At 61.0% G+C, this 12485-nt stretch carries 12 protein-coding genes; 8 read left to right on the top strand and 4 right to left on the bottom strand.

The features are described from left to right. The first annotated feature begins 84 nt into the window (after positions 1-84). On the top strand, positions 85-1431 hold the full coding sequence (argA, locus tag ACHEXK_RS08535; RefSeq protein WP_416545229.1) for an amino-acid N-acetyltransferase: 1347 nt from the start codon (positions 85-87) through the stop codon (positions 1429-1431). Here argA and ACHEXK_RS08540 read toward each other — a convergent pair. From ACHEXK_RS08540 to ACHEXK_RS08550, 3 genes are all read right to left on the bottom strand, one after another. After that, positions 1418-2266 (bottom strand): class II glutamine amidotransferase, encoded by an 849-nt coding sequence (locus ACHEXK_RS08540; RefSeq protein WP_416545231.1) that lies wholly within the window; start codon positions 2264-2266, stop codon positions 1418-1420. The two genes, argA and ACHEXK_RS08540, sit on opposite strands and share 14 nt — an antisense overlap. Before the next feature lie 178 nt (positions 2267-2444). Next, entirely contained in the window at positions 2445-2948 is a 504-nt protein-coding gene (locus ACHEXK_RS08545) for a disulfide bond formation protein B (protein ID WP_416545233.1), read from the bottom strand. Positions 2949-3032: 84 nt separating this feature from the next. Further along, positions 3033-3809 carry a ferredoxin--NADP reductase gene (locus ACHEXK_RS08550; protein ID WP_416545235.1) on the bottom strand — a complete coding sequence of 259 codons (777 nt, stop codon included), beginning with the start codon at positions 3807-3809 and terminating at the stop codon, positions 3033-3035. A gap of 215 nt (positions 3810-4024) precedes the next feature. On the opposite strand from ACHEXK_RS08550, the gene ACHEXK_RS08555 reads away from it, so the two are divergent. The 3 genes from ACHEXK_RS08555 to ACHEXK_RS08565 all read left to right on the top strand — a co-directional run bounded on the left by ACHEXK_RS08555 (position 4025) and on the right by ACHEXK_RS08565 (position 7216). Further along, on the top strand, positions 4025-4297 hold the full coding sequence (locus tag ACHEXK_RS08555) for an oxidative damage protection protein (RefSeq protein ID WP_416545237.1): 273 nt from the start codon (positions 4025-4027) through the stop codon (positions 4295-4297). A gap of 31 nt (positions 4298-4328) precedes the next feature. Beyond that, a complete protein-coding gene (gene mnmC / locus ACHEXK_RS08560) occupies positions 4329-5528 on the top strand; it encodes an FAD-dependent 5-carboxymethylaminomethyl-2-thiouridine(34) oxidoreductase MnmC (RefSeq protein WP_416545239.1) in 1200 nt (399 codons plus the stop codon). Positions 5529-5611: 83 nt separating this feature from the next. Further along, positions 5612-7216: an FMN-binding glutamate synthase family protein gene (locus ACHEXK_RS08565; RefSeq protein ID WP_416545241.1), complete on the top strand. Its 1605-nt coding sequence runs from the start codon at positions 5612-5614 to the stop codon at positions 7214-7216. Between the two features lie 26 nt (positions 7217-7242). On the opposite strand, the gene ACHEXK_RS08570 is transcribed toward ACHEXK_RS08565, so the two are convergent. Then, the gene (locus ACHEXK_RS08570; protein ID WP_416545243.1) at positions 7243-8442 is read right to left on the bottom strand and encodes an ABC transporter substrate-binding protein; all 1200 of its coding nucleotides are present in this window, start codon (positions 8440-8442) and stop codon (positions 7243-7245) included. A gap of 267 nt (positions 8443-8709) precedes the next feature. Here ACHEXK_RS08570 and ACHEXK_RS08575 point away from each other — a divergent pair, with 267 nt between their 5' ends. From ACHEXK_RS08575 to ACHEXK_RS08590, 4 genes are read left to right on the top strand one after another with little or no spacing between them, the layout of a single operon-like run. After that, complete coding sequence (locus ACHEXK_RS08575) at positions 8710-9501, top strand: sulfite exporter TauE/SafE family protein (RefSeq protein ID WP_416545245.1); 792 nt, start codon at positions 8710-8712, stop codon at positions 9499-9501. Positions 9502-9524: 23 nt separating this feature from the next. Further along, a complete protein-coding gene (locus ACHEXK_RS08580; RefSeq protein ID WP_416545247.1) occupies positions 9525-11336 on the top strand; it encodes a nitrite/sulfite reductase in 1812 nt (603 codons plus the stop codon). A gap of 16 nt (positions 11337-11352) precedes the next feature. Beyond that, a complete protein-coding gene (locus tag ACHEXK_RS08585; RefSeq protein WP_416545249.1) occupies positions 11353-11733 on the top strand; it encodes a DUF934 domain-containing protein in 381 nt (126 codons plus the stop codon). Continuing rightward, the gene (locus ACHEXK_RS08590) at positions 11730-12485 is read left to right on the top strand and encodes a phosphoadenylyl-sulfate reductase (RefSeq protein WP_416545251.1); all 756 of its coding nucleotides are present in this window, start codon (positions 11730-11732) and stop codon (positions 12483-12485) included. Before ACHEXK_RS08585 ends, ACHEXK_RS08590 begins: the two co-directional genes overlap by 4 nt.

Raw genomic sequence — 12485 nt, forward strand, 5'->3', positions numbered from 1 at the left:
AAATCAAGGCATGAACAGCGGGGATTATCCCAGTCCCGCGCACCCTGCCACTTTCGCAGCCCTTTCACCGCACCTTCGCCGCCCATGTCCACAGTTTTCAACTTCACCTTCGTGCCCTGGTTCAGGTCGGTCGCACCTTACATCCACATGCACAGGGGCAAGACTTTTGTGGTGGGCATCGCCGGCGAGGCGATTGCAGCCGGCAAGCTGCACAACCTGGCGCAAGACTTGGCACTGATCCAAAGCATGGGTGTGAAGATTGTGCTGGTGCACGGCTTTCGCCCGCAGGTCAATGAACAACTGATGGCCAAGGGCCACACCCCCAAATACTCCCATGGCATCCGCATCACCGACAGCGTGGCCCTCGACTGCGCCCAAGAAGCGGCGGGGCAACTGCGCTATGAAATCGAAGCGGCTTTCAGCCAAGGGCTGCCCAACACGCCGATGGCCGGCTCCACCGTGCGGGTGATTTCGGGCAATTTCATCACCGCGCGTCCCGTGGGCATCGTGGATGGGGTGGATTTCCAGCACTCGGGTCTGGTGCGCAAGGTGGACGTGGACGGCATCATGCGCACGCTGGACATGGGCGCGATGGTGCTGCTCTCGCCTTTTGGCTTCTCACCCACGGGCGAAGCCTTCAACCTGACCATGGAAGAAGTGGCCACCAGCGTGGCCGCAGAGTTGCAGGCCGACAAGCTGATTTTTGTCACCGAAATACCGGGTATCCGCATGCAACCGAGTGAGCCGGTCAGCGAGGATAACCCGATCGACACCGAACTGCCTCTGGCCGCCGCCAAGCAGCTTTTGGCCTCATTGCCCCAGCCCACCGAACCCACCGACATTGGCTTTTACCTGCAGCACTGCGTCAAAGCATGCGAAGAAGGGGTGGAGCGCTCGCACATCCTGCCGTTTGCGGTGGATGGCGCTTTGCTGTTGGAAATTTATGTGCACGACGGCATTGGCACCATGGTGGTGGACGAAAAGCTGGAAGAGCTGCGCGAGGCGACAGCCGACGACGTGGGCGGCATCTTGCAGCTGATCGAGCCCTTTGAAAAAGATGGCACCTTGGTCAAGCGAGACCGCACCGAGATCGAGCGCGATGTGGACCACTACACCATCATCGACCATGACGGCGTGATCTTTGCCTGTGCCGCGCTCTACCCCTACCCCGAAGCCAAAACGGCCGAGATGGCGGCGCTGACCGTGTCGCCCCAATCACAGGGCCAGGGCGATGGTGAAAAGGTGCTCAAACGCATCGAACAACGCGCCCGCGCCATGGGCGTCAAAAGCATCTTTGTGCTCACCACCCGCACCATGCACTGGTTCATCAAGCGCGGCTTTGTGCAGGTGGACCCCGACTGGCTGCCCGAAGCGCGCAAACGCAAATACAACTGGGACCGCAAAAGCCAGGTGCTGGTCAAGAAACTCTGAGGCGCCCCAAGGGCGTCACACGCGCAGCTGCTGCAAAGGCGGTGGTTTGCGGGTTCAAATCGCGCCAGACCTCGTGGCCGTCGACATACACCCGAAACTCTCCGGTACGCAAGGCTTGCCAAGGCTCATCGACCGTCAAGGGTTCGGTGGCCAGCAAACTCATCACATCGCCTTGAGCGTTGAGCGGCCCCAAGTCCAGACTCATGTCGCAATCCACCAAGCGAGCCTTGGGAAACGGGTGGTGCCGAGTGAGCTGGTGCAAGTGGGTGGAGCAGTGGACATAGAGCGCGTGGCCGTCGCTCAGCAGCATGTTGAAGTTGCCGTGCTGAGCCAGCTCGCCCGCGATACCGGCCAGCACCGGGGCCAGCTCTGGCCACTCCGGGGGGTGTTGCCAGTCTTTGAAATGCTGACGCAAGCGGCCCATGAGGGCGCAAAACGCACGCTCACTGTCGGTGGTGCCCACGGGCATGTCCTGGCCTGTGGGCGGGGCCTGAAAGCGGCCCAAATCACCGTTGTGCGCAAACACCCAAGTGCGCCCCAGCCATTCGCGCTGAAATGGGTGGCAATTGGCCGATTGCACATCGCCTTGGGTGGCTTTGCGCACATGGGCCACCACCACTTTGGATTTGATGGGGTGGCTGCGCACGTATTCGGCCAGCGGTGACTCGCTGGCCGGTTGGTCGTCCTGAAAGACGCGGCAACCCTGCCCGTCGTAAAACGCGATGCCCCAGCCGTCAACATGGTCCGAGGTGCGCCCGCCCCGAGCAGAAAACCCGGTGAAGGAAAACGTGGTGGCTGCGCGGTTGTTGCAGCTCATGCCCATCAACTGGCACATGGTGGTCCTTAGGACAAAGGCAATTCAAGGCAGGCCTGGGTTGAGGTGACTTCGCGGTCCATGGTGGGATGGCCCAGCGATGGGGACTCACCGCCTGCGCCGCCCATCCATGCGTTTGTTGTCAGGCACGCCTATCTTGCAAAAATTGAATTTCAAAGTATGCCATCTTTATCCCTCGTCAAGAAGCGGCTTGCTTGCGCGACTTGAGGGCCACCCACAGACCCACGAGGCCAAACAGCACAAAGCACACAAACGACCAATTGGCGATCGAGCCCCCCAGAAAGGTCCAGTCGATCTTGGTGCAGTCGCCGCTGCCCTTGAAGATCATGGGGATGGCGCGGTTGATCGGAAAGTTTTCAACCATGCCGTAGAAATCTCGCCCACAGGTCACGATCTCGGGGGGATACCACTGCAACCAGCTTTGGCGGGCCGCGGTAAATCCACCAAAGCCCGACACCAACGCCAGCAGCCAACCCGACAGCGTGAGGCGCCAGCCTTGCAAACGCCAGCCCACCGCCGCCACACACACCACGCCAATCAGCGCGTAGCGCTGAACGATGCACATGGGGCAAGGGTTCAGGCCGACCACGTGCTGCAAATACAGGCCAAACACCAACATGCCGATGCCCGACAAAGCGATCAGCGCCAACAGGCGTGAGAGGGGGGTAGACGTCAGGTTCATGTTCAGAGTTCAAAAGCACACGGGCGCATTTTGCTCCCGTGTTCAGAGGCCGTTGCGGGGGCTTTGGACAAAGCCCCAGTCCGATCAGGACTCGGCAAACGCCCGTTCAATGACGAAGGCCCCGGGGGTGCTGGTGTTGCCCTCTTTGAGCCCATGCTCTTCGCAAATGCGCTTGAGGTCTTTGAGCATCCCGGGTGAACCGCAGATCATGACACGGTCGGTTTGCGGATCGAGTTTGGGCAGACCCAGATCGGCAAACAGCTTGCCGTTGTCGATCAAGTCGGTCACGCGGCCTTGATTTTTGTAGGGCTCACGGGTCACCGTGGGGTAGTACAGCAATTGGTTCGTCACCATCTCACCCAGAAACTCGTGGGCAGGCAACTCTGTCGTGATGTAGTCCTGGTAGGCCAGCTCATTGACCTGGCGCACGCCGTGGACCAGGATCACTTTTTCAAAGCGTTCATAGGTTTCTGGGTCGCGGATGATGCTCATGAAAGGCGCTAAGCCAGTGCCTGTGGCCATGAGGTAAAGGTGCTTGCCGGGCAACAAATAATCGATCAACAAGGTGCCGGTGGGCTTGCGGCCCACCACGATGGTGTCGCCCACCTGGATGTGCTGCAGCTTGGAGGTCAAAGGGCCGTCGGGCACCTTGATGCTCAGAAATTCCAAGTGCTCTTCATAGTTGGCGCTGGCAATCGAGTAGGCACGCAGCAAGGGCTTGCCGTTCTCACCACGCAAGCCAATCATGGTGAAGTGGCCATTCGAAAAGCGCAGGGCTTGGTCGCGTGTGGTGGTGAAGCTGAACAAGCGGTCGGTCCAGTGGTGGACGCTCAATACGCGTTCTTCGAGAAAAGCACTCATGGTTTTTTGACGGGTGTTGTGGCCGGATCAAGAGACCCAAAGCCCTTGGGGGATGCTGAAAGCTTGCTACAGTTGTGGCCTGCAAGATCACGATGAAGGTGCTGATGTCCTCGCCACAGCACGATTTTCGTGGGATTCGTACACAACTGGAAATACTGAAATTTTATATCCGTATAACCAGCGCTTCTTAAGATACATCAAGGCAAGGCATCACCATGGCACGCACCGTTCAATGCATCAAACTCGGCACCGAAGCAGAGGGTCTGGATTTCCCTCCCTACCCTGGCGATTTGGGCAAACGCATTTGGGAGGGTGTGAGCAAGCAAGCCTGGGCCGATTGGCTCAAGCACCAGACCATGTTGGTCAATGAAAACCGCCTGAACCTGGCCGACCTGCGCGCGCGCCAGTACCTGGCGCGCCAGATGGAAAACCATTTCTTTGGTGCCGGGGCTGACGCCGCCCAAGGCTACGTGCCGCCCACCAACTGAGCCGGTCTGCCGGCCCCCAAACGTTTCTTCCTTGAACACAGACCACGCCAGCGGCTGGACAGGCCCTCGCCACGCGCTGGTGATCGGCGCTGGCCTGTCAGGCTCGGCTGTGGCGCACAGCCTGGCCTCACGGGCTTGGACAGTGACCGTGCTGGATCAAGGCGACAGCGTGGGCAGTGGTGCCTCAGGTCTGCCCGCCGGGCTGGCGGCCCCCCACGTTTCACCGGACGACAACGTGCTCTCGCGCATCACCCGCGCAGGGGTGCAAGCGACGCTGCAGCGGGCCCAAGCCCTGTTGCAGTGCGGCACCGATTGGGCCTTGAGCGGGGTTTTGGAGCACAACATCGGCGGCAAACGCCGCCTGCCCACCGCCGCTCACGGGGCGACCAGTACCTCGGCCAGCGCAGCCCAAATTGCCGCAGCCGGATTGCCGCCCGACACGCCGGCCCTGTGGCACGGTCACGCGGGCTGGATTCGGCCCCGTCAACTGGTGGATGCCCAGCTGAAAACCAAGGGCGTGCAAGTGCACTGGGGTCAAAAAGTGAGCGCCATTGCCCAGCGCGCAGACACTTGGGTTGCACTGGATGCGCAAGGAAAGACTTTGGGCCAAGCGCCCTTGTTGGTGGTGGCCAGCGCCTTTGACAGTTTGACTTTGTTGCAAAACCTGCCCGGTTTTGCGGTCCCGCTGAACCCCCTGCGCGGACAAGTCAGCTTTGGGCTCATGTCCGATCTCGAGGCCGACCTTCGGGCCACGGCCTTGGCCAACAACACCCCGCCACCCAAGCTGCCGCCTTTTCCAGTCAATGGCCAAGGCAGCTTCATCAGTGGCGTGCCCGCTCCCCATGGCGAACTGGGCTGGTTCATCGGCTCAACGTTCGAGCGCAACTGCGAACAAGCCCCGGTGCGCATCGAAGACCATGCCGCCAACCAAATGCGTTTGGCCACACTGCTGCCCTCTTTGGGCGAAGCGATGAAGCCGCAATTTCGGCCCGATCGGATCCACGGCTGGGCGGGATTGCGTTGCACACTGCCCAACCGCTTGCCTGCGGTCGGGCCCGTCGACAGCCAACAGCTGCCCGGACTTTGGATCAGCGCGGGCATGGGCGCGCGCGGCATCAGCCTGGCCGTGCTGTGTGGTGAACTCACCGCTGCAGCGCTGGAAAAGCAAACCTTGCCCTTGCCCCCGGACTTGGTCAAACACGTGTGGGCCGAGCGATACGCTCGCACATAAATTCAACAATTTCATCATTACCCACTAACATGGGCGCATTCGGCACCCTTCGGAGCTGGATTGTTTTGTGAGGTGCTTGACCCATGGCCCGTCAATCCTTGTCCCGTTTTCTCCCTTGGTTGGTCACCGCACCTGCGGCCATCGTGGTCTGGCCACTTTCGGCATGGGCCAGCGCAGGATTGGGCCTCTTGTTTGTTTTGGGGTGGGTGGACTTTCGACAAACCAAACAAGCCGTGCGCCGCAACTACCCTTTGACTGGGCGGCTGCGCTACGCGCTCGAGTACATCCGCCCTGAACTGCGGCAATATTTCTTGGAGGAGGACGAAGAAAAATTGCCATTCTCACGCAACCAGCGGGCCTTGGTCTATGCCCGCGCCAAGCTCGAAAACGACAAACGAGGATTTGGCAGCATCCAGGACATGTACCGCACAGGCACCGAATGGATGGCGCACTCTTTGCAGCCCGTGCAGCCCGACCCGGCCACGTTTCGGGTTCGAGTGGGGGAAGGCGCGTGTGCTCAACCCTACGAATTGTCGCTGCTGAACATCTCTGGCATGAGCTTTGGGGCACTGTCGCCCAACGCCATCAAGGCCCTGAACCGGGGCGCCGCCTTGGGTGGCTTTGCGCACGACACCGGCGAAGGCAGCATCTCGGTACACCACCGCGAGCATGGTGGGGACCTGATCTGGCAAATTGCCTCGGGCTACTTTGGCTGCCGTACCCCAGACGGGCACTTTGACCCGGAGCGCTTTGCGCTACAAGCCCTCTCACCCCAAGTCAAGATGATCGAGGTCAAACTCTCACAGGGCGCCAAACCTGGACATGGTGGGGTCTTGCCCAAAGCGAAGGTCAGCCACGAAATCGCCCAAGCCCGCGGCGTGCCTATGGGCCAGGACTGCGTCTCACCCGCCAGGCACTCGGCCTTTTCAAGCCCGACCGAATTGATGAACTTTGTGACCCGCTTGCGTCAGCTGTCCGGGGGGAAACCGGTGGGCCTCAAACTGTGCGTGGGTCAACCCGCAGAGTGGTTTGCCATGGTCAAAGCCATGTTGGCCACGGGCCAAACACCCGATTTCGTGGTGGTTGACGGCGCGGAGGGGGGCACGGGCGCGGCCCCCATCGAATTTGCCGACCATGTGGGCATGCCCCTGCGCGACGGCTTGCGTTTGGTGCACAACACCTTGGTGGGCGCAGGTTTGCGCGAGCGCATCAAAATCGGCGCGTCCGGCAAGGTGATCTCGGCTTTCGACATCGCGCGCTGCCTGGCGCTGGGGGCTGACTGGTGCAATTCAGGGCGAGGTTTCATGTTTGCCTTGGGCTGCATTCAGTCGCGCAGTTGCCACACCGACCACTGCCCCACGGGCGTGGCCACGCAAGACCCCGTGCGACAACGCGCCATTGTGGTCACCGACAAGGCCGAGCGGGTGTTTTATTACCATGCCAACACACTGCATGCGTTGGCCGAATTGGTGGGCGCTGCCGGCCTCCATCGCCCAGGCGACATCACCCCGCATCACCTGATGGTGCGGCATGCGCACGGGCACGCCAAGTCATTGGCCGACAGCACCGTGACGCTCGCACAGGGCCAACTGTTGAACACGGCCCCTGATGCCGAACCATGGCCCAGTCCGTTTGCCGAATTCTGGACAAGAAGCTCGGCCGAACATTGGTCATGGGCAAGCCACTGAAACATGCCGGCCCAGGCCCTCGCGCTTTATTTCATCGCTTCAGCTGGACGGCGGGCTTTCACATACGCATCGGTGGGCAAATAATTTTTGCCGTCGGCGTAGCGCCACTGCACCATCGTGCCCTTACCGCCCCTTTGGTCCAGCTTGCCCACATAGGCCCCCATGGTGGACTGCTGGTCAATGGCGCGGTACTCGGCGGGGCCAAAAGGCGTGCTGAATTTCAGGCCGCGCATGGCGATGACCAACTTCTCATTGTCCACACTGCCTGCTTTTTTGATCCCTGCAAAAATCGACTGCATGGTGGCGTAGCCCACCACGGAGCCCACCTTGGGGTTTTCATTGAATTTCTTGTAATAGTTGGCCGCAAAGCTGGCGTGCTCTTTGTTGTCCAACTGGTCCCAGGGGTAACCGGTCACGATCCAGCCTTTGGGTGTTTCGTCTTTCAGCACCTCCAGGTACTCGGGCTCACCCGACAGCAGAGACACCACCGGGGTTTTGGGAAAAATGTTGCGCTGGTTGCCTTCACGCACCAACTTGGCCAGGTCAGCGCCAAAGGTCACGTTGAAGATGGCGTCCGGTTTGCTGGCCATGGTGGCGGTCAGCGTGCTGCCCGCGTCGATCTTGCCTTGGGCGGGCCACTGCTCGCTCACGAACTCCACGTCGGGGCGCTTGGCTTTGAGCAGCTCTTTGAAACTGGTCACGGCGCTTTGCCCATATTCGTAGTTGGGCGCAATGGTGGCCCAGCGCTTGGCGGGCAACTTGGCCGCTTCTTCGACCAGCATGGCCGCCTGCATGTAGGTGCTGGGGCGAAGGCGGAAGGTGTAACGGTTGCCTTTTTCCCACACAATGGCATCGGTCAAAGGCTCGCTGGCCACAAACAGGCGCTTGTTTTTGGCGGCGTGATCGGCCAGGGCCAAGCCAATGTTCGATAGAAAGCCTCCAGCCAGCACGTCCACTTTTTCTTTCGAGGTCAACTCGATGGCGTGGCGCAGCGCTTCATCGGGCTTGCCTGCATCGTCACGGGCAATGACCTCGACCTTGCGGCCGAGCAAGCCGCCTTGGGCGTTGATCTCTTCGACCGCCAACTGCCAGCCTTGTTTGTAGGGCTGGGTGAACTGAGGGATGGCGGAGTAACTGTTGATCTCACCGATTTTGATCGGGGTTTGAGCGGATACGGGCAAGGCAATGGCCGCGCTGAGCAGCCCTGTGGCAATAAGGTGGTTCATCAAATGGGCTCTAAGGTGGGGGTCAAAGCCGTGACTGTACCAGTCCGCTTTAGACCTGTCGCGGACATGACAAACCAAGCCCTTGCCACGCCCGCAGGGGCCAAGCCAGCCCAAGCCGACGGGCGGCCATTGGCCCACAGACAGGGGGCTTGTTGTGCAAAAGCCGAGGTTGACACCGCTTGGAGCGCCCGCTTTATAAGCAACCAGCATATATAACCAACTAAATAATCGTTTGTTCAGGCATAAAGCCCCCGTAAAGTCGCCCCCATGGTTGATTTGGCTTATGTCTTGGCGGGTTTCTTTGTGGGCACCATCGTGGGACTGACGGGGGTCGGTGGCGGCTCCTTGATGACGCCGCTGTTGATCTTTTTCTTTGGCGTCAAGCCCTACATGGCCGTGGGCACCGACTTGCTGTTTGCCGCCTTCACCAAGCTGGGCGGCACCATCAGCTTTGCGCGCCAGCGCATCGTGCCTTGGCGGGTGGTAGGTTGGTTGAGTGCAGGCAGCATTCCAGCTTGTCTGGTGACCTTGGGCTATTTACACGGGCTTGGCCCAGCCTCCACCCAGGTGCAGTCGCTGATGACGACCGCGCTGGGGGTAGCGCTGCTGCTCACCGCCGCAGCGATGCTGTACAAGGCTGTGCGCGGTCACCAACTTCCCCGCCATCTGGCCGCCGACGAGCAAGCCCGCGCCAGCACCCCGCGCCACTGGAGCTTGCCGGTGCTGTTTGGTGCCTTGATCGGCACTTTGGTCACCCTCACCTCGGTCGGCGCTGGTGCCGTTGGCGTGACCGTGCTGCTTTTGCTCTACCCGCTTTTGCCCCTGCCCCGCATCGTGGCAGCCGACATCGCTTATGCGGTACCGCTGACTTTGGTGGCGGGCTTGGGCCATGCGTCACTGGGTTCGGTGGACTGGGCGCTGCTGGCCAAGCTGTTGGCCGGATCGATCCCCGGCATTTGGCTGGGCTCGCGCTTGACACACCACACGCCTGACCGCGTGATCCGATCGCTGCTGTCCGTGCTGCTGGCATGGGCGGGCACCAAACTCGTTCTGATTTGATTTTTCCCCTCACGGCTGTTGATATGTACCAGTACACCGAATTTGACAAAGCCTTTGTGCGCGCCCGCGCTGCAGAGTTCCGCGACCAGTTGGGTCGTTGGCAGACAGGGCAATTGACCGAAGACCAGTTCCGCCCCTTGCGCCTGCAAAACGGCTGGTATGTGCAACGCTATGCCCCCATGCTGCGCGTGGCCGTGCCCTACGGCGAAATCAACGCGGCCCAGATCAAGGTGTTGGCCCAAATCGCCCGCGACTACGACACCCCCGACGACGCCGTGCTGGCCGAGGCGCAAGCCACCCAAGACAAAATTGCGGGGCTGGCCCCCCAGCTGACCACCAACTACGGCCACTTCACCACCCGCCAAAACGTGCAGTTCAACTGGATCCCGCTCGACAAGTCGGCCGACGTGATGGAACTGCTGGCCACCGTGAACATGCACGGCATTCAGACCAGCGGCAACTGCATCCGCAACACCACCACCGACGAGCTGGCGGGTGTGGCCGTGGACGAGGTCGTTGACCCACGCCCTTATGCCGAACTGATCCGCCAATGGAGCACGCTGCACCCTGAGTTCGCGCACCTGCCGCGCAAGTTCAAGATTGCCATCACGGGTGCCACTGAAGACCGCGCCGCCATCGGCTGGCACGACGTGGGCCTGCAAGTCATTCAGAACGATGCCGGTGAGGTTGGCTTCAAAGTGCTGGTGGGCGGCGGCATGGGCCGCACCCCAATGAACGGGGTGGTGATTCGGGCATTCCTGCCTTGGCAAGACATCATGAACTACCTCGAAGCCGTGGTGCGTGTCTACAACCGCTGGGGCCGCCGCGACAACAAGTACAAAGCCCGCATCAAAATTTTGGTCAAGGCCGAAGGCCAGCGCTACTTTGACGAAGTCGAGACCGAGTTCCGCGACATTTTGGAACGAGACGGCGCGCCGCATACCTTGCCTCAGGCCGAACTCGACCGCGTCAAAGCCGGTTTTGTGGACCCGCCCCTGAACTTGCCAGAGAACACCGCCGAGTGGCAGACCCAGGCCGAAACGGCACTCGGCATCGAAGCGGCCAAGACACCTGCCTTTGCGCGCTGGCTGGAACGCAACGTGCGCCCCCACCGCAACCCACAGCTGCGCGCCGTGTCACTGTCCTTCAAGCGCCCGGGCTACGCCCCAGGTGATGCCACCGCCGAGCAACTCGAGGCCGCCGCGGTATTGGCCGAAAAATACTCAGCTGGCGAAGCGCGTGTCTCGCACACCCAAAACTTGCTGCTGCCTTGGGTGCGTGTGGACCAATTGCACGCCCTGTGGCTTGAAGCCAAAGCATTGGGTGTGGCCCAACCCAACATCGGCTTGCTGACCGACATGATCGCCTGCCCCGGCGGCGATTACTGCGCACTGGCCAATGCCCGCTCGATTCCCACGGCCAGCGCCATCACGCAACGCTACCAGGACCTGGACGAGCTGGAAGACTTGGGCCACATCGACTTCCACATCAGCGGCTGCATCAACTCCTGCGGTCACCACCATTCGGGGCACATCGGCATTTTGGGGGTCGATAAAGACGGCAAGGAGTGGTACCAGGTCACCCTGGGAGGCTCGGACGGCAAAGACCTCTCCGGCGTGGCCACGCCCGGCAAAGTGGTGGGCCCATCGTTCTCCTCCTTTGAAGTACCCGACGTGATCGAAGCGATCTTGGACACCTACAAGCAACTGCGCGTGAGCACGAGCAAGGGCAAGCAGGAAGCTTTCATCGAGACGCTGCACCGTGTGGGCCACGACCCCTTCAAGGCAGCGGCCCATGCCGCCCGCCACCCAGCCGCAGATGTGCAAAGCGTCTGATCGCAGCGAGGTACAAATGAAAATCATCACCGCTCAAGAACACCTGAGGGCCGCCCAGACCGGCGTGCTGGAACTGGCCAACGACGTGGACCCACGCACATTGGATCTGGTGGGCATCAGCCGCATTGACTTGCAGTTCCCCTCTTTCACCGATGGGCGTGCCTACAGCCAAGCCTTTTTGCTGCGCCGCCGACTGCGCTTTACCGGCGAGCTGCGCGCCACGGGTGATGTGCTGATCGACCAATTGGTACAGATGCAGCGCACTGGCTTTGACGTGGCCGTGCTCAAAGAGGGCGTGGACGCCAGCGCCGCCCAGCGCCAGCTGGACCGCTACGCAGGCTTCTACCAAGGCTCGGCTGTCCAAACCCAACCGCGCTTTGCCAAGGTGGCACCATGACTTCGAGCCAGATTGCTTCGCGCAAGGCCCCGGCCAAAGCCACCGAGTTGCACGCCCAGGCCAGCGCGCAGTTCGCCACCAAATTGGCCGCTACACACGCTTTGCTGCAACAGGCAGCTGCCGAGTACAGCCCCCTGACCCAAGCCTCCAGCCTCGGGGCCGAAGACGTGGTGATCACCCACCTCATCAACCGACTGCAACTGGACATTCCAGTTTTTGTGCTCGAAACCGGCGCTCTGCACACCGAGACCCTGGCCTTGCTGGAGCGCACACAGGCCCATTCGCGTGCGCCCATCCAGGTCTTTCGACCCGTGAGCGAATCGGTCATCCAGTTCGTGCGTGAAAAAGGACAAGACGCGATTTACCAAAGCATGGACTTGCGCAAAGCCTGCTGCACGGTGCGCAAGCTGGAGCCGCTGAGCCGCGCCCTCAAAGGGCAACGCGCCTGGATCACCGGCTTGCGCCAAGAGCAATCCGCAGCCCGCGCCGAAGTGCCGCTGCAAGACGACAGCGAAGTCGCCAGCAAAGGCTTGACCAAATTCAACCCTTTGGCCCAATGGACTTGGGGCGATGTGTGGCACTACATCGCCGAAAACCAAGTGGACTACAACCCGCTGCACGACCAGTTTTTCCCCAGCATCGGCTGCGCCCCGTGCACACGGGCCATCAGCCTGGGTGAAGAATTCCGCGCAGGCCGTTGGTGGTGGGAAGACGAGGCGGCCAAGGAATGCGGCTTACACGTCAAGGCTTGA

Origin of the sequence: Limnohabitans sp. DCL3, assembly GCF_048019295.1 — a bacterium.
In the GTDB taxonomy this organism is placed as follows: Bacteria; Pseudomonadota; Gammaproteobacteria; order Burkholderiales; family Burkholderiaceae_C; genus Limnohabitans_A.

Excerpts from the sequence above, each read along its gene's own strand:
- argA (WP_416545229.1), top strand. The coding sequence starts at position 85 with ATGTCCACAGTTTTCAACTTCACCTTCGTGCCCTGGTTCAGGTCGGTC.
- ACHEXK_RS08540 (WP_416545231.1), bottom strand. The coding sequence starts at position 2,266 with ATGTGCCAGTTGATGGGCATGAGCTGCAACAACCGCGCAGCCACCACG.
- ACHEXK_RS08545 (WP_416545233.1), bottom strand. The coding sequence starts at position 2,948 with ATGAACCTGACGTCTACCCCCCTCTCACGCCTGTTGGCGCTGATCGCT.
- ACHEXK_RS08550 (WP_416545235.1), bottom strand. The coding sequence starts at position 3,809 with ATGAGTGCTTTTCTCGAAGAACGCGTATTGAGCGTCCACCACTGGACC.
- ACHEXK_RS08555 (WP_416545237.1), top strand. The coding sequence starts at position 4,025 with ATGGCACGCACCGTTCAATGCATCAAACTCGGCACCGAAGCAGAGGGT.
- ACHEXK_RS08565 (WP_416545241.1), top strand. The coding sequence starts at position 5,612 with ATGGCCCGTCAATCCTTGTCCCGTTTTCTCCCTTGGTTGGTCACCGCA.
- ACHEXK_RS08570 (WP_416545243.1), bottom strand. The coding sequence starts at position 8,442 with ATGAACCACCTTATTGCCACAGGGCTGCTCAGCGCGGCCATTGCCTTG.
- ACHEXK_RS08575 (WP_416545245.1), top strand. The coding sequence starts at position 8,710 with ATGGTTGATTTGGCTTATGTCTTGGCGGGTTTCTTTGTGGGCACCATC.
- ACHEXK_RS08580 (WP_416545247.1), top strand. The coding sequence starts at position 9,525 with ATGTACCAGTACACCGAATTTGACAAAGCCTTTGTGCGCGCCCGCGCT.
- ACHEXK_RS08585 (WP_416545249.1), top strand. The coding sequence starts at position 11,353 with ATGAAAATCATCACCGCTCAAGAACACCTGAGGGCCGCCCAGACCGGC.
- ACHEXK_RS08590 (WP_416545251.1), top strand. The coding sequence starts at position 11,730 with ATGACTTCGAGCCAGATTGCTTCGCGCAAGGCCCCGGCCAAAGCCACC.